Origin of the sequence: Bradyrhizobium prioriisuperbiae, from assembly GCF_032397745.1 — a bacterium.
Taxonomy (GTDB): domain Bacteria; phylum Pseudomonadota; class Alphaproteobacteria; order Rhizobiales; family Xanthobacteraceae; genus Bradyrhizobium_A; species Bradyrhizobium_A prioriisuperbiae.
Map to the genome: position 1 here is coordinate 5,905,841 of NZ_CP135921.1, position 16,638 is coordinate 5,922,478.

Consider the following 16,638-nt stretch of genomic DNA (forward strand, 5'->3'; position numbering starts at 1 on the left):
GAACCGGGCTCGGAGGACGTTGAGACGATGACTGAGAAGACCAAGCGCGCGATCAAGGTCGTGGCCGAGAATCGCAAGGCGCGCTTCAACTATGCGATCGAGGACACGATCGAGACCGGCATCGCCCTGACCGGTACCGAGGTCAAATCGATTCGCAACGGCAAGAGCACGATCGCGGAGTCCTATGCGGATCCGCGCGCCGGTGAGATCTGGCTCGTCAACGCCAACATCCCGGAATATTTGCAGGCCAACCGCTTCAACCATGAGCCGCGGCGGCCACGGAAATTGCTGCTGCACAAGCGCCAGATCAACAAGCTGATCGGTGCCGTGGAGCGCGAAGGCATGACGCTGATTCCGCTGAAGCTGTATTTCAACGAGCGGGGGCGGGCGAAACTGGAGCTGGCGCTGGCCAAGGGCAAGAAGTTGCACGACAAGCGCGAGACCGAAAAGAAGCGCGACTGGAGTCGCGAGAAGGGCCGCCTGCTGCGGGCCAGGGGGTAACGTCTCATGAATCAGTCCAACCTGACCGATGTCGACTGGAGCAAGATTCCGGCGCCGGAAGACGATGGCGCCGCGCGGCATCTGCCGGGGATGACGGTGGCTTCAGTCAACCTCCCGGCGACCGACGGATCGTCGATTGATCTGTCCGCTCTGTCCGGCCGCGTCGTGCTGTTTGCCTATCCCCGAACTGGTGAGCCCGGCAAGATCGGCCTCACCGACGATTGGGACATGATTCCGGGTGCGCGCGGCTGCACACCGCAGACGTGTGCGTTCCGCGATCTCCATGCGGACTTGAAAGCGGGCGGTGCGGATCATGTGTTCGGGCTGTCGACCCAGAGCCCGTCATATCAGGGAGAGATGGTTGAACGCCTTCACGTTCCGTTTCCCGTGCTCTCCGATGAGCGCCTCGCGTTCGCGATTGCGATGAAACTGCCGACCATGACAGTCGCCGATCAAACCCTGATCAAGCGCCTCGCTGTGATCATCGATGCGGCGCGGATCGTGCACGTCTTCTACCCGGTGTTTCCGCCGGATCGTAACGCGGGCGACGTGCTGGCCTGGCTCAAGGCGCATCCGCGCTAAGGCGGGTCATTTCGGGAGAGAATGCGCGCCGCTCCGCCAACGCCGATGCGAAATGCTTCGTCGAAGTTGATGCCTCTGGCGCTCCATCGCGCGGCTTTGCCGGTATCCGCGAGCCGCCATTCGACGATCCAGCCGAGCGCGGCATCGCTCCATCTCAAAAGGCCGACCAGCGTGACTTCGGCTCCGGCATTGCCGGCCAATCGCCGCAATGCCGCGCCACCTGCGCGATCGACGGTTCGCGGCGTGAGGGCGGCTTCGCGCAAGACGGCCTCGGTGGGCAGCAGCACTTTCAAACCGAAGCGATCCGCCGCGTTCGCGAGCGCTTCGTCCATGCCTGGTCCGCGGCCGCCGTCGCGCGACAGCAGGAAAGAAAGGTCGCCGCGGCGCACGGCAACCAGCGCCAGCAATGCAGGCCGGTGAGCGATCCAGGGTTTGCGATTCAGTTTTGCCAGAAATGCATCAATGGGCGCGGCCTTGAAAGTCACGGTCAGATCGTAGGGCCGATCGCGCGTTCCCTGTTCGTCATGCACGGGGCGGCCGGCCTTCTGGTCGTGCAGCGCGATAGTTTCGATGAACGGTTCAATCCGGTCCGCGCTGAGGCTGGTGGCAGGATCGTTCATCAGGCGGCGATCGCCGGATACTTTCACCAGAACCAGTTTGAAGCATTCGATCAGGCCGGGCCCGCGTCGCTCGGGGTCCTGGCCCGTGATGACGGTGCGCGATTGGTAAAGTGGGCTCTCACCTTCCGCGGCGCGGCCCGCGACGGCGCTGCATAGCAGCCCGCTCATCGCTCCCTGCGCCAGCATCGCCAAGGCGGTCCTGCGGGACACGGTCATGCTCTGCTCTAACCCGTCTTCGCGGATTGGCGGGTTTTTGAAGGGTCGACATCAGCCAGATCAATGGCTTAGCTCGAAAGGTCTTCACTACAGCGGCTGGCTTGGTTGACGGCGGCTGTGGTGATCCTGGGCGGCGGTTGCGGTGGCAGCCGGAGCTTCAGCCGATCAATCAGGAGCTGCAGTTCCGGTTCGGGATGGGTGTAGCGGGTGAGCAGGATCTCGCGCCCATCTGTGGTCGGCAGATGGACGTCGATCATCTGGATGGCGGCGAACTTTTCGAGCGCGCGACGTGCGGTCAAGCCCGATGCGAGGGCATGAAGCCGGCGCGTCAGCGTGACCTGCATGCAGTAGGCCAGGAAGGCGATGAAGATGTGGGCCTCGATCCGGACCTCGTCTTGATGGAACACCGGACGAATCGCCAGGTCGCCCTTGAGATTGCGGAACGCTTCTTCGACGGCAACGAGTTGGACGTAGTATTGCCAGAGCTGGGCGGGGTCATTGTCGGCGAGGTTGGTGCGCAGCAGATAACGGCCTTCGCGACGTCGGGTCTTTCTCAATCTGTTTCGATTGAGTGCGAAGCTGAAGCTCGGGCGCTGCTTGTCGATCTCGATATCGACCAGACGCCAGGCCGCCGGCGCTTTGGATCGCGCGCCGCCAAGCTTCATCAGCAATTCTTCGCGCGTGATCTCCATCGCATCGATTTGCCTGAGCCGTTTCCACAACCACTTCAGCTGCCGCCGGCGCATCGCGCGTTCCTTACTGATCCGATCGGCGCTTTGAGCGAAGACGTAGAGCTCACCGTCCTCGGACAACAATTTGACCTGCACGCCCTCCCGCGCGTCCTGCCAGGGCTTGTCCAGCAGATGCTTCTCCAGCCGGTTCAGGCGTCCCTTCGGCGTACCGACCAGATATTGCACTGGCGGATCGCTGTGGCGCATTTCGGCCAGCACGGCCTCGGTCGGCACGCCACGATCCATCACCCAGACCCGGCGCGCCTTGCCGTATTGCTGCTCGATCTTGGCAAGGAACATCCGCAGTGTCTTGTTGTCAGCGGTGTTGCCGGGCAGCACCTCGTAAGCCAACGGCAAGCCATCGGGCGTCACCACCAGCGCGATTACCACTTGCGGGCAATCCGGCCGCTTGTCGCGGCTGTAGCCGTGGCGGCGCTTGCTGCCTTCCGGCAAGTCCGATGCGTTGACCTCGAAGTAGCTGCTGGTCAGATCGTACAGCAGCACGTCGAAGTCGGCATTGAACAAATCGCGCCAACGCCCGACCAGATGCGAGAATAGCGCCTCCTTATGCGCGAGCAGCAGATCGTGGCAGGCATAGAGTTTGTGCTCTTCCGCGAGGCCGAAGTCTGCTCCCAGAAGATCGGCCATTGCGCTCTGACCGAACCATTGCCGATGCAGCCGCCACTCGCTGCCCGGCGCGATCAGCCGGTAGGTTGCCAGCACCTGCAGGATCTGGTCCCACCTCGTCTTCTTGCGGCTTGGCGGCAGCCGCTCTGCCCAGAACCAATCGAGCTGAAGCTCCTGCCACAACTGTCCGGCCAGCCAGCAGGCGCCCCATTGCCGCGGACGTCGAAGCTGCATCTCGGACAGGCGTAGCTGGACGATCGACGCATCGCCCGCGATCGCCTCGCATCGATCTTCCGGAAACAGCGACAACGTTCGCGCATGTCCGGCGTCTTCGTCGAGCACGTCGATCGCCTTGCGCCACGCCGCTGCCTGCGAGGAATTGATCTCACCGAGATACAGCACATGCCGCTGCACCACTCGCCCGTTATCGAGACGCTTGTTCTCGACAACGTTCCAGTAGCTGTGCGTCTTGCCGTTCTTCTTTCGCTCGGTGCGTCGCAGGAACATGGCGCTGCGAATCTATCCGCACCGTCACGTCATTGGGAATCCGGTAGGTCTTCACTACAGCCGTTTTCGGCCGATTCCGGACACCTCACCCTTTGCAGATCAAAGACTTAGCTCGCCAAAAAATCGCAAAATCGCGATTTTCCAGCGCGAATCCGCGAACTCGGGTTAACGGCGCTAAGGGGCTGGTCGTCGACCTGACCAAGGTTGCGCGGCCTCCAGCTGCGCTGCCAGTCGGAACAGCGTGGCTTCGTCGCCGTGCTTTGCCACGAACTGCACGCCGAACGGAATCTCCGGTTCATCTGGAGCGATCCTTGCCCAGTGCAGCGGCACCGACATGCTCGGCGTTCCCGTGAGATTGGACAATTGCGTAAACGGGACGCGTTTCAGGCTGTTCACCGCCAGGCTCTTGACCGTTCCCATCATGTCGACGAAGCGACCGGCTCGGAGCGTGAGCATCAGGTGGGACAGCGGCTGTAACCAGCCCGGCGTATCGAGTTCGCCGATGCGATTGGGCGGTTCTGCCGTCGTCGGTGTCAGATAAAGGTCGTATTGCTGGTGAAACGCACCGAGATCGCGCGCATAGTCATCCCACCGTGCGCGTTCGCGCTTGTAGATATCAGGACTTCGGGCGTTGCCGACCAGGGCCAGCATGCGCGTGTCCAGTTCGAACGCGTCGTCACTCGCGCCGCTGCGCGCCTTGATCTTGCTGATCTCGTTGGCGACCTCGCGGTAGTAGAGCGAGACGAAGCCTTCCACCAATGCGGCGCCATCGACGTTCGGCTGTGCCGGCACGACTTCGTGCTTCAGGTCTTTCAGCAGTTCAACCGTGCGCTCCACCGCTCTCACGCATTCGGGATGCACTTTGTTGCCGATCGGCGACTGTGTGCTGAAACCGATGCGCAAGCGCCCAGGGGGAAGTTGTATCTCCTTTGCATAAGGCGTTGGCGGCGGCGGGAGTGGTGCGCCGATGGCGATGGCGTCGAGGATGCCTGCTGAATCGCGCACGCTGCGGGTCAGCGCATGCTCGCTGCAGGCGCCGTCCCAGTATCCATCCGGCCATGGCGGATCGGATGGCACGCGGCTGCGCGAAGGCTTCAGGCCGAACAGGCCGCAATAAGCGGCCGGGATGCGGATCGAGCCGCCGCCATCGGAGGCGCCGGCCGCGGGCACGATGCCGGCGGCGACGGCGGCGGCGGCACCGCCGGATGAGCCGCCGGGGACGCGCGCAAGATCCCACGGGTTGCGGGTCGGCCCCCACAGCAGCGACGAGGTTTCGGCCTTCAGTCCGAACTCGGGGGTGGCGGTCTTGCCGAAAATCACCAGGCCGGCGTCAAGGTAGCGATTGACCAATTGCGAGTTCGCGGTGGGTGTCCAGTCGCGCGATGCACGGCAGCCGGCGGTGGTGGGCACGCCGGCATAATGCTGGAGAATGTCTTTCAACAGGAATGGCACACCGGCAAAGGGGCCGGACAGATTTCCGCGTGCGCGCTGGCGGGCGATCTCCAGCATCGGGATACAAATCGCCTTGAGCTGTGGGTCGACCCTCTCGGCTCGCGCGATGGCGGCGTCCAGCACCTCGAGCGGCGTCACCTCGCGGCGCGCGATCAATTCGGCAAGGCCGGTCGCGTCGTGGTCGGCGTAATCCCTGAACATGCGGGCCCCCTGACAGCAGGCCAAAGCATACATGGCTTTGCTGGTGCAGGAAGGGGGCGGCTTGACCCGACCAGTCTCTCAGGATCTCTGCGCGCCGGCAGCCGAGGCCTTGGGGCGCTCCTTGCGGACCGCAGGCTTTCCCATCAGGGCATAACCGGCGGTCTGGACGATCCGCTCGATGATGTCGTCGACGTCATCGAGATCGCAGAGGTCGCCGGACAATTTCTTCAGGCGGTCGCTGTCGGTGATGGTCTGCCGGATCATGGCCAGCGCGAAGTGCAGGCCCCAATAGACGTCGACCTCGTCACGGTCCGGCAGGGCGCGGCGCAGCGCATCGGCGAAGCGCCGCAGATGGGTGATGTCGCGTTCGACGATCTTGCGGATCGGCGGCACGGTTTCGACCGATGCGCGCGTCATGAAACGCGCGGCAGCGGAGCGCTGCCGGTCGGCGCCGCGGCACCAGCGGATCGGCGGGCCGGCCAGTGCCCGCAGAATCGCTTCGACGTCGGCGCGGCCCCCGCCGGCCTCTTCTGCGGCTTTCAGCTCGGCGAAACGTTCGCGGTTGAGACTGGTGGCGCGGCTGAGGAACAATTCCGCCAGCAATTCGTCCTTGGAGCCGAAATGATAATTGATCGCGGCAAGGTTGACGTTCGCCGCTGCGACGATGTCGCGCAGGCTGACCTCGCCGAAGCTGCGCTCGGCGTAGAGTTTCTCGGCGGCAGTCAAAATCGCGGTCTTGGTATGGTCTGTGGACATCGATCAGCCATGTGAGATTTGCAATGCGTGGAAGGCAATGGTGCGTTGCCGGAACGTGTCGAAAGTCACCGATTGCAATTCAAACTATTGTATGAAACTATCGTTTAAGATCGGGAAATGTCAATGCGGCTGTGCCACATGACATTTTGATGGAGCATGATCCGGAAAAGTGGGAACCGGTTTTCCGAAAAGATCATGCTCGAACAAGGACAACGACGAATCTGATCCAACAAGTTGGATCAGATTCGCGGAGTTGAATTTGCAGGATTTTCCGTTCCGCGGGATTTCGACAAGGCTCTTGCGGGCAACGGACGGCAAGCAGACACTGTGACAAAGACTTTCAAACAAACAGCGAGGATCGCCTGATGGATTTTACAATGTCGGATCGCCAGCGTGAATGGCTCGAGCGCGTCTCGTCGTTCATGACCAAGCATGTTCGCCCCGCGGTGAAGACCTACAAGGAGCAGGACGCGGCCGGTGAACGCTGGAAAGTCATTCCGGTTCTCGAAGAGCTGAAGAAGAAGGCGCGGGCCGAAGGCCTCTGGAACATGTTCATGCCGCCGTCGTCGCATGAAGACGATGAATTCCGCGGTGCGGGACTGAGCAATTTGGAATACGCGCTGCTGTCCGAGCAGATGGGGCACATCGGCTGGGCTTCCGAGGTGTTCAATTGCTCGGCGCCGGACACCGGCAACATGGAAGTGCTGATGCGCTACGCGTCGAAGGAGCAGAAGCGGCAGTGGCTGCGGCCCCTGATGGACGGCGAAATCCGCTCCGCCTTCCTGATGACCGAGCCGGCGGTGGCGTCGTCGGACGCGACCAACATCGAAACCAGCATTGTGCGTGACGGCGATCATTATGTGATCAACGGCCGCAAGTGGTGGTCGTCTGGCGTCGGCGATCCTCGCTGCAAGATCGCGATCCTGATGGGCAAGACCGATTTCAAGGCGGCCAAGCATCAGCAGCAGTCGCAGATCCTGGTTCCGCTCGACACCAAGGGCATCACCGTCGAGAAGATGCTGCCGGTGTTCGGTTATGACGACGCGCCGCACGGCCACGCCCAAGTGCTGCTGGAGAACGTCCGCGTTCCGGTCGCCAACCTGCTGCTCGGCGAAGGCCGAGGCTTCGAGATCGCCCAGGGCCGCCTCGGTCCGGGCCGCATCCATCACTGCATGCGCACCATCGGCAAGGCCGAAGAGGCGCTGGAGAAGATGGTGCGCCGGCTGTCGTCGCGCACCGCTTTCGGCAAGAAGATCATCGAGCACTCGGTGTGGGAACAGCGCATCGGTGAAGCGCGCACCGACATCGAAATGAACCGCCTGCTGTGCCTCAAGGCCGCCGACATGATGGATAAGGTCGGCAACAAGAGCGCCCAGCTCGAAATCGCCATGATCAAGGTGGCCGCGCCGAACATGGCGTTGCGCATCATCGATCAGGCGATTCAGGCCTTTGGTGGCGCCGGCGTGTCCGATGAGGCGGGTCTCGCCAAGGACTATGCAGGCATTCGTACGCTGCGTCTTGCCGACGGCCCCGACGAGGTGCACAACCGTGCCATCGCACGGCTGGAGCTGCGCAAGTACGCCAACTCTCCGGCCTCGCACTAATAAGAGAAGCGGAGAGACGGCATGGGCCTCGGCGTGAGGGAAGACGCGGATTTTTCCGGCACCAAGCCGGTCGAGGAGCGGCATCGCATCGATGAAGCGAGCCTCGACCGCTGGATGTCCTCGCATGTCGAGGGCTATGCCGGACCGCTGACGGTGTCGCAGTTCAAGGGCGGGCAGTCCAATCCGACCTATCGTCTCGACACGCCGGGCCGTGCCTACGTGATGCGCCGCAAGCCGTTCGGCAAACTGTTGCCGTCGGCGCATGCGGTGGATCGCGAGTTCCGCGTCATCGATGCGCTGTACAAGCAGGGCTTTCCGGTGGCGCGGGCCTATGCCTTGTGCATGGACGATGCCGTGATCGGTGCGGCCTTCTACATCATGTCGATGGAAGAGGGGCGCGTGTTCTGGAATCCGACACTGCCGAAGCAGTCGCCGGAGGAACGTCGCGCCATCTTCACCAGCAAGGTCGAGACGCTGGCGAAATTGCATCAGTACGATCCCGCAGCGATCGGGCTCGGCGATTTCGGCAAGCCGGGAAACTACTTTGCCCGCCAGGTCGAGCGCTGGACCAAGCAGTATCGGGCGTCGGAGACCGACGTCATTCCGGAGATGGACCGTCTGATCGAGTGGCTGCCGAAAACCGTGCCGCAGCAGGACCGCGTCTCTGTCGTGCATGGCGACTACCGGCTCGACAACATGATCTTCCATGCCACCGAACCGCGGGTGACCGCGGTGCTGGACTGGGAGTTGTCGACACTTGGCGATCCGCTGGCGGACTTCACTTATTTGCTGATGCAGTGGGTGATGCCGGGGCTGGAGGGTGCCGACTTCAAGGCGCTGAATATCCCGACCATGGATGAGGCCGAGGCGATCTACTGCAAGGTCACTGGACGCACGAGCGTTCCGGACCTGAACTGGTACTTTTCCTACAACCTGTTCCGGCTCGCCGGCATTGTGCAGGGCATTGCCGCACGGATCCGCGACGGCACCGCCGCCAACGCCCGCGCTGCCGAATCCGCCGCGCGTCGCATCCCGCTGGCGCAGGCCGCGTGGGCCTATGCCCAGAAAGCAGGCGCCTGATCCACTCGCATCGCGCGAGGCCTGACCGGCGCCGCGCGACCCTCATCGGATTATCAAGGACACTATCATGGGTCGCCTCGAAGGCAGGTCTGTCATCATCACCGGCGCGGGCAGCGGCATCGGCCGCGCCGCGTCATTGCTGTTCACCAAGGAAGGCGCACGGCTGATTGCCGTCGACCGCAGTGAGGGCGTCAAGGACACCGTCGAACAGGTTCGCAAGGCCGGCGGCACCGCGGAAGCGGTGCTGGCGGATGCGGGTTCGGAACAAGATGTCCAGGCCTTCATCGCCAAGGCGATTTCCACCTATGGCAAGCTCGATGCGATCTGGGCCAATGCCGGCATCGGCGGCGGCCTGGTGCCGATCGCTGAGCAGACCCCGGAGCACTGGCAGGAAGTCCTGCGCGTCAACCTGATCGGGCCGTTCCTGGCAGTGAAGCATTCCATTCCGCACATGGTGAAGCAGGGCTACGGCGCGATCGTCTGCACGGCCTCCGTCGCCGGCCTGAAATCCGGCGCTAGTGGCCATCCCTACGCCGCAAGCAAGGCCGGCGTGATCAGTCTCGTGCAAACCACAGCCTATTCGCTGTCCGGCACCGGCGTACGCATCAATGCGGTGTGCCCCGGTCTGATCGAGACCGGCATGACCAAGCCGATCTTCGACGGCGCCAAGGAGCGCGGCACCGAGGGCAAGATCGGCCAGCTCAATCCGCTGAAGCGGGCAGGGCAGCCGCATGAACTCGCGGCAATGGGGTTGTTCCTGCTCAGCGACGAAGCCTCCTATGTCAACGGCCAGGCGTTCCCGGTCGACGGCGGTTTGACCGCGTCGATGCCGTACGCCGGCAAACCGATCTGATTGGTATCCGCATGTCCGCTCCCCTCCCGCACACCGGACCGAGCCGCGCAACGCCTGCGGGGGTCGAAGTCACCCGATGGTGGTGGGTGCGGCATGCGCCGGTCCGCGAGGACGGCGGAAATATCTACGGCCAAGCCGACCTCAACTGTGATTGCAGTGATACGTCGGTCTTCAACGCGGTCGCGCGCATCCTGCCGACGAACGCGACCTGGTACACCAGCAATCTGAAGCGCACGCATCAGACGGCGGATGCCATTCTGGCCGCCGGCGGCCGCGCGCCGGTCGGCATTCAGCAGGATATTGCGCTCGCCGAACAGGACATGGGCGAATGGCAGGGCCGCAATCGCGCTGATTTCGTTGCCACGCTCAGCCCGGAGGTCGCCAGTTACTGGTATGCCCCTGCCGACGTGCGCGCGCCCGGTGGCGAGAGCTTCGTCGATCTCTATGAGCGCGTGAGCGTCGCGATAGCGCGGATCAGCGCCGCCCATGCCGGCCAGGACATCGTTGCCGTTGCGCATGGCGGCACCATCAAGGCGGCCATTGCCGTTGCGCTCGGTCTCGAACCCAAGGCAGGCCTGACATTCGTGATCGACAATTGCTCGGTGACGCGGCTCGACCTGCTGAGCAGCCCGGGGCACGCCGGCTGGCGCATTGCCATGATCAACCAGCAGCCCTGGATCGCCGATCCGTCCCATGCGGCGATGCATCAGCCCGCCGGCCCCGAGGTGACCCCGCCGGGCAAGCTCGCGTAAGCCTCGCGCGCCGAACAATTCAGAAACAACATCAGGGAGAAACGTCATGACGCTGTTCGATATGACCGGGAAGGTTGCGGTGATCACCGGCTCGACGCGCGGCATCGGCCGCGCCATCGCCGAGCGCATGGTGGAACACGGCGCGCAGGTGGTGATCTCGTCGCGCAAACAGGACGTCTGCGATGCGGTGGCAAAGGAGTTCAACGAGCGTTTTGGCAAGGGCAAGGCGATCGCCATCGCCGCCAACATCTCCAGCAAGGAAAACCTGCAGAACCTGGTCGACGAAAGCAACCGTGCCTTCGGCAAGATCGACGTGCTGGTCTGCAATGCCGCGTCCAATCCGTATTATGGTCCGCTCGCCGGCATTTCCGACGACCAGTTTCGCAAGATCCTCGACAACAACATCGTCGCCAACAACTGGCTGATCGGCATGGTGGTGCCGCAGATGATCGAACGCAAGGATGGCTCGATCATCATCGTGTCCTCTATCGGGGGCCTGAAAGGTTCGACCATCCTCGGCGCCTACGCCATCTCCAAGGCCGCCGACATGCAGCTCGCGCGCAATCTCGCCTGCGAGTATGGCCCGCACAATGTGCGGGTGAACTGCATCGCGCCGGGTCTGATCAAGACCGATTTCGCCAAGGCGCTGTGGGACAATCCGGATAACCTGAAGGCCTCGACCGCACGCTCGCCGCTGCTGCGCATCGGCATTCCCGACGAAATCGCCGGCGCCGCGGTGTTCCTGGGCTCCGCCGCCGGCAATTTCATGACCGGACAGTCGATGGTGATCGACGGCGGCGCCACCATCAGTTGATGGACGTGTCACCCACGACCCAAGTGGCCACGACCGCGGCACTGTTCTCGGGGCTTATCATAATCTCCGCGCCGCGAGCGCGTTCGCCATCAGCTTTCGGACGCCGTACCTGTGAAACGGGACAACGAAAAACAGGTAGAGCTTGCCGGACAGGTTGTGGACCATGCAGATCGTGGAGACGACCACGCTCGTGTTGTCGCCGTCGGGCACTTTCAGCACCGATAGCCTGAAGTCCAGGTGTTTGTTATTTCGCCCGGCGACGATTTCATTCTCGCTCAGCGAGAAGATTGGCCAAACGCCGATCTTTTCGCCGATGACATAACGATCCTTGATCTCGACGCGCAGAATTTCGGACGCGGTCGGTGCATCCAGGCCCGCAAGCGAGGCGACCTTGTTGCGGACGATCAGGAGCAGCTTCATCCACAACGGATGATGCGCGAAAATGGCGGCGAAGATATCGGAAATGGCAAGCTCACCGTGGCTTAGCGGCGCCCGATAGGCGTCCCGGAAATACGCGCGCTCGATCGATTCCCGGCTCAGCACGCTGCCGGAGGGCACATCACATGCAACGACGTTCATGCCAAATTCCCAACATGGCTAGTCAGGCGCGTTGTCTCACTCCAGCGTCGCATACACCAGGCTACGGATCTGCGAACGGAAGTATTCGCGTTGTCCCGGACCCTGCGACAGGAACACCGCAAACATCTCTTCGGTCGGGTCGATCCAGAAGAACGTGCCGGCCATGCCGCTCCAGAAGAACTGGCCGACGGAGCCCGCGAACGGCGCCAGGCCCTGATGGGTGCGCACCGCGAAGCCGAGGCCGAAGGAATGGCCAGGTGGAATCAGGTGGGTTTCCACTTTGACATTCGACGCGAGATGATCGGCGGCCATGAACTGCAGGGTCTTGCGCGCGATGATGGACTGGCCGTCGAGGCTGCCGCCATTGAGCAGCATCTGGCAGAAGCGGGCGTAGTCCATCGCCGTCGATACCAGCCCGCCGCCGCCGGACTCCATGCTGGGCTTTTCGGTCTGATCGAACAGCATCACTTTGTCGCCGGTCCACGGATCATTCGGGAATGGTTCGGCGAGGCGTGGCTTGTTGGCGGCGTCGGTGTGGAAGGCCGTCTCCGTCATCTGCAGCGGCGCCAGGATGCGTTCGGTGAGGAAGGCGCTCAGCGTCTTGCCGGAAATCACCTCGATGACGCGTCCCAGGATATCGGTGGAGCGGCTGTAATTCCATTCCGTGCCGGGCTGGCACATCAGCGGCAGGCTGGCGATCAGCTTGGCATGCTCCTCATTGCTGATGTCGCGGCGGAATATTTTCGCCTCACGGTACATCTTCTGCACCAAACTGTTGCCGGTGATCTCGTAGGAGATGCCGGAGGTGTGGCGCAGCAGGTCGTGGATCATGATCGGGCGGCTGAGCGGCACCAGGTCGAGCTTGCCGTTGTTTTCGACGCCCACCTTCTGGTTGGCGAATTCCGGGATGAATTTCTGCAGGGGATCGTTCAACAGCAGATGGCCTTCTTCCAGCAGCAAGCCGATGCCGATCGAGACCAGCGGCTTGGTCATGGAGAAGATGCGGAACAGGCTGTCGCGGGCCATCGGGGTCGGGGCCGCGGGGCTCTGCCGCCCATCCAGTCGTCCTTGCGCCTCGAACCAGCCGATCTGGCCGCGTCGGGCGATCATGGTGACCACGCCGGGCGTGGTGCCACGGTCGATTTCGCGCTCAAGCGCATCGCGCATCTGCTGCAACCGTACCGGAGACAGCCCCAGCCTGGCCGGATCCGCGAACGGCAGGGACGGGGTTTGCAGCCCGGTGGCGGATTTCGGGGCGGATTGCGGGGTCATGGCGTCTCCAATGGTTTTTAGCCGCTTTTTTGCCGCTTGGCATGGTGGCCGGCCGGGGCTTGACCACAGCTTTACCCATAACTTCGCCCTTGAACAGCAACGTTTTCCGCAGTAACCAGCCGCGGATTTGCCGCGCAGCCGCGCCGGCCGCAGAGGGTGGACGTAAGAATGGCCAAAGCTAAGTTTGAACGTAATAAGCCGCATTGTAACATCGGCACCATTGGTCACGTCGACCATGGCAAGACCTCGCTGACCGCAGCGATCACCAAGGTGCTGGCGGAGACCGGCGGGGCTACGTTCACGGCGTACGACCAGATCGACAAGGCGCCCGAGGAAAAGGCGCGCGGCATCACCATTTCGACGGCGCACGTGGAATACGAGACCGCGAACCGTCACTATGCCCACGTCGACTGCCCCGGCCACGCCGACTATGTGAAGAACATGATCACCGGTGCCGCCCAGATGGACGGCGCGATCCTGGTGGTGTCGGCGGCCGACGGCCCGATGCCGCAGACCCGCGAGCACATCCTGCTGGCCCGCCAGGTCGGCGTTCCCGCCATCGTGGTGTTCCTCAACAAGTGCGACATGGTCGACGATCCGGAACTGCTCGAACTGGTCGAGATGGAAGTCCGCGAACTGCTGTCGAAGTACGATTTCCCGGGCGACGACATTCCGATCATCAAGGGTTCGGCTCTGGCCGCTCTTGAGAACAAGGATCCGAAGCTCGGCCACGACGCCGTGCTGGAATTGATGAAGGCTGTGGATGCAAGCATTCCGCAGCCGGCACGTCCGGTCGACCTGCCGTTCCTGATGCCGGTTGAAGACGTGTTCTCGATCTCGGGCCGCGGCACGGTTGTGACCGGTCGCGTCGAGCGCGGCATCGTCAAGGTCGGCGAGGAAATCGAGATCGTCGGTCTGAAGGACACCCAGAAGACCATCGTTACCGGCGTTGAAATGTTCCGCAAGCTGCTGGACCAGGGCCAGGCGGGCGACAACATCGGCGCGCTGCTGCGCGGCACCAAGCGCGAGGAAGTCGAGCGCGGTCAGGTGCTGTGCAAGCCGGGTTCGGTGAAGCCGCACACGAAGTTCAAGGCTGAAGCCTACATTCTGACCAAGGAAGAGGGTGGCCGTCACACGCCGTTCTTCACCAACTACCGTCCGCAGTTCTACTTCCGCACCACCGACGTGACCGGTGTGGTGCATCTGCCGGAAGGCACCGAGATGGTGATGCCGGGCGACAACATCGCGATGGAAGTGCACCTGATCGTGCCGATCGCGATGGAAGAGAAGCTGCGCTTCGCCATCCGCGAAGGCGGACGCACCGTCGGTTCGGGCGTCGTCGCTTCGATCATCGAGTAATCGATCGAGACCCATTAAAAGCAGAAATGCCCGGCTCGCGCCGGGCATTTTTGTTTTGTGACAGATGGAGGAGAGTGTCAGGCCGCGCGGACGTCGCGCAGGAAGGTATCGACCTGGGTCTTGAGGACGTCACCATTCCGGGCCAGTTCGGTTGCGGAATCGACCACGCGCCCGGCGGCCGTGCCGGTTTCGCGCGCGGCCTCGTCGACGCCGGAGATGTTTGCCGACACCTCGCCGGTGCCGCGCGCAGCTTCGGCGACGTTGTGGGCGATTTCCCGGGTCGCGGCGCCTTGTTCTTCGACCGCGGAAGCGATGGCGCTGGCGATCTCGTTGACCTTGCGGATCGTGGTGGTGATGGCTTCGATGGCGCGCACCGACGACTGGGTCGCCGACTGGATGGCGCCGACCTGGGCGGAGATTTCCTCGGTCGCCTTCGATGTCTGGGTTGCCAGCGCCTTCACCTCAGAAGCAACCACCGCAAAGCCGCGGCCGGCGTCACCGGCACGGGCGGCTTCGATGGTGGCATTGAGGGCGAGCAGGTTGGTCTGGGCGGCGATCTCGCTGATCAGCTTGACCACGTCGCCGATTTTCTGGGCGGCTTCGGCCAGTCCCAGCACTTCGGCGTTGGTTTCGCTGGCCTGTGCGGCTGCATCACTCGCGACCTTGGCCGACTCGTTGACCCGCTGGGCAATCTCGTTGATCGAGGCATTGAGTTCTTCGATCGCGGCAGCGACGGCCTGAGCGTTCTGCGAGGCTTCCTCGGAGGCCGCGGCAACGGTGGTGGTTTGGCGTGTCGCTTCCTCTGCCGTGCTCGCCATGGATGTCGCCGTGATCCGCAGGTCTGACGCGGCCGATCCGACCGCATTGACGACCTGGCCCACGCCGCTTTCGAACTTTGACGCCAGCGCATGCAAGGTCTCGCGACGATCCTGCTCGGCAACCGCCCGCTGCTGCTCCTGCACCTTGCGCAGGCGGCCGGTCTCCAAGAGGCTGTCCTTGAAGACTTCGACGGCTTTCGCCATCGCGCCGATTTCGTCGCCGCGCTGGGCGCCCGGCACCTCGACCGCATGCTGGCCCGAGGTGATCTGCCCCATCGCCGACTGCAAAGCGAGAATCGGCTGCGCCAGGCCGCGGCCGAGCCAGGCGGCAATCAGCGCCGCCAGCAGCACCACGGCTGCTGTTCCACCGCCCAGCCACATCTCGGACCGATAGGCGAGATCGGCATAAGCGGTGGTATCGCGCACGATTTCGACAACGGCGATCGGCTCGCCGGAGAAACTCTTGATCGGGCCAAGAGTGGAGGCGGTGGGATGGTTGTCCTGCTCGCCGGTCTGGAACACCATCTCACCACCGAGCGCGCGCTTCAGCACGGCTTCGCTTGGCGGCGGAGCCTTCAGCGTGGATGCGAGCGTCCTGCCGGTATTGCCGTCGATCTGATGGATCGCCACGTCGACGCCAAAGCGCTCTTTCATGGTCTTGACATAGTTGTCGCCGAACGGCGCGCCGATATCGACCACGCCGAGCAGCTTGTCGCCGTCGAGCAGGGGAGAGACACCGAACACGTTCAGCACTTCGCGGCCCGCCTCGACGCCGGCCACCGGCGCACGCGTGGCGAATGACTGCATCACCATCTTGCGGCGCTTGGAGAGGTCATCGCCGAACGAGTCGGGGGCGTGCACCCGGGCGAATGCGGTCGAGGGCGGAATCTGGATGGAAATCAGCTCCAGCCCCAGCGGCTTGATCTGGGCGAGGGCACCCTTGAGCAGGTTGATGGTTGCCGTCCGGTCGCCCGATCGGATCACGGATTTCACTTCGGGCAGGGTGGCCAATGCGTTGCTGACGGCCAGAACGCTGCGGGTCTGCCCGTCGAGGGCCGCCAGCATGTTGGCGTAGTCGGCGCGCAATTCGCGTTGCAGCGCGAGGTCGACGGTCATCTGCTGCCGCCACATGCCGAAGGCTGCGAGAACCGCGCAGGACACCGCAGCGACAAGAGAAATAGCGACCATGATCCGCGCGGACACGGATTTGAATTTCAGCATGAAGAAGGACCCCAAGCCCGAGGTTGACGGGATGAAAATTTTCAACCGGCATCCTATGAACGCGGCGTCAACAGTCCATTAATGATGCGGTGC

General features: G+C 63.1%; 15 protein-coding genes. 8 read left to right on the top strand and 7 right to left on the bottom strand.

Features of this window, described 5'->3' with window-relative positions; genetic code table 11:
- Window positions 1-27 precede the first annotated feature (27 nt).
- On the top strand, window positions 28-501 hold the full coding sequence (smpB, locus tag RS897_RS27995) for an SsrA-binding protein SmpB (RefSeq protein ID WP_315831956.1): 474 nt from the start codon (window positions 28-30) through the stop codon (window positions 499-501).
- Window positions 502-507: 6 nt separating this feature from the next.
- Window positions 508-1,083, top strand: coding sequence for a peroxiredoxin (locus tag RS897_RS28000; protein ID WP_315831957.1), 576 nt, complete (start codon window positions 508-510; stop codon window positions 1,081-1,083).
- Here the strand turns inward: RS897_RS28000 and RS897_RS28005 are convergent.
- The 4 genes from RS897_RS28005 to RS897_RS28020 form a co-directional block, all read right to left on the bottom strand.
- On the bottom strand, window positions 1,080-1,889 hold the full coding sequence (locus tag RS897_RS28005) for a DUF2066 domain-containing protein (RefSeq protein WP_315838764.1): 810 nt from the start codon (window positions 1,887-1,889) through the stop codon (window positions 1,080-1,082). The genes RS897_RS28000 and RS897_RS28005 overlap by 4 nt on opposite strands.
- 98 nt (window positions 1,890-1,987) lie before the next feature.
- Window positions 1,988-3,784, bottom strand: coding sequence for an IS1634 family transposase (locus tag RS897_RS28010; RefSeq protein WP_315831529.1), 1,797 nt, complete (start codon window positions 3,782-3,784; stop codon window positions 1,988-1,990).
- 174 nt (window positions 3,785-3,958) lie between these two features.
- Window positions 3,959-5,437 carry an amidase gene (locus tag RS897_RS28015; protein ID WP_315831958.1) on the bottom strand — a complete coding sequence of 493 codons (1,479 nt, stop codon included), beginning with the start codon at window positions 5,435-5,437 and terminating at the stop codon, window positions 3,959-3,961.
- Between the two features lie 78 nt (window positions 5,438-5,515).
- Complete coding sequence (locus tag RS897_RS28020) at window positions 5,516-6,193, bottom strand: TetR/AcrR family transcriptional regulator (RefSeq protein ID WP_315831959.1); 678 nt, start codon at window positions 6,191-6,193, stop codon at window positions 5,516-5,518.
- A gap of 365 nt (window positions 6,194-6,558) precedes the next feature.
- On the opposite strand from RS897_RS28020, the gene RS897_RS28025 reads away from it, so the two are divergent.
- The 5 genes from RS897_RS28025 (at window position 6,559) to RS897_RS28045 (ending at window position 11,296) form a co-directional block, all read left to right on the top strand.
- Window positions 6,559-7,797, top strand: a complete 1,239-nt coding sequence (locus tag RS897_RS28025; protein ID WP_315831960.1) for an acyl-CoA dehydrogenase family protein — start codon at window positions 6,559-6,561, stop codon at window positions 7,795-7,797.
- A gap of 21 nt (window positions 7,798-7,818) precedes the next feature.
- A complete protein-coding gene (locus tag RS897_RS28030) occupies window positions 7,819-8,877 on the top strand; it encodes a phosphotransferase family protein (protein ID WP_315831961.1) in 1,059 nt (352 codons plus the stop codon).
- Window positions 8,878-8,944: 67 nt separating this feature from the next.
- Window positions 8,945-9,730, top strand: a complete 786-nt coding sequence (locus RS897_RS28035; protein ID WP_315831962.1) for an SDR family NAD(P)-dependent oxidoreductase — start codon at window positions 8,945-8,947, stop codon at window positions 9,728-9,730.
- Window positions 9,731-9,741: 11 nt separating this feature from the next.
- Window positions 9,742-10,482, top strand: coding sequence for a histidine phosphatase family protein (locus tag RS897_RS28040; protein ID WP_315831963.1), 741 nt, complete (start codon window positions 9,742-9,744; stop codon window positions 10,480-10,482).
- Window positions 10,483-10,528: 46 nt separating this feature from the next.
- Entirely contained in the window at window positions 10,529-11,296 is a 768-nt protein-coding gene (locus RS897_RS28045) for an SDR family NAD(P)-dependent oxidoreductase (protein WP_315831964.1), read from the top strand.
- A gap of 57 nt (window positions 11,297-11,353) precedes the next feature.
- Here RS897_RS28045 and RS897_RS28050 read toward each other — a convergent pair whose 3' ends face one another.
- Window positions 11,354-11,875, bottom strand: a complete 522-nt coding sequence (locus RS897_RS28050) for a DUF2867 domain-containing protein (RefSeq protein ID WP_315831965.1) — start codon at window positions 11,873-11,875, stop codon at window positions 11,354-11,356.
- A 36-nt stretch (window positions 11,876-11,911) separates the two neighbouring features.
- The gene (locus tag RS897_RS28055) at window positions 11,912-13,147 is read right to left on the bottom strand and encodes a serine hydrolase domain-containing protein (RefSeq protein ID WP_315831966.1); all 1,236 of its coding nucleotides are present in this window, start codon (window positions 13,145-13,147) and stop codon (window positions 11,912-11,914) included.
- A 168-nt stretch (window positions 13,148-13,315) separates the two neighbouring features.
- On the opposite strand from RS897_RS28055, the gene tuf reads away from it, so the two are divergent.
- Window positions 13,316-14,506 carry an elongation factor Tu gene (gene tuf / locus RS897_RS28060; protein WP_315831967.1) on the top strand — a complete coding sequence of 397 codons (1,191 nt, stop codon included), beginning with the start codon at window positions 13,316-13,318 and terminating at the stop codon, window positions 14,504-14,506.
- 77 nt (window positions 14,507-14,583) lie between these two features.
- Here the strand turns inward: tuf and RS897_RS28065 are convergent, their stop codons facing one another.
- Entirely contained in the window at window positions 14,584-16,545 is a 1,962-nt protein-coding gene (locus RS897_RS28065; RefSeq protein WP_315831968.1) for a methyl-accepting chemotaxis protein, read from the bottom strand.
- Between the last annotated feature and the right edge of the window lie 93 nt (window positions 16,546-16,638).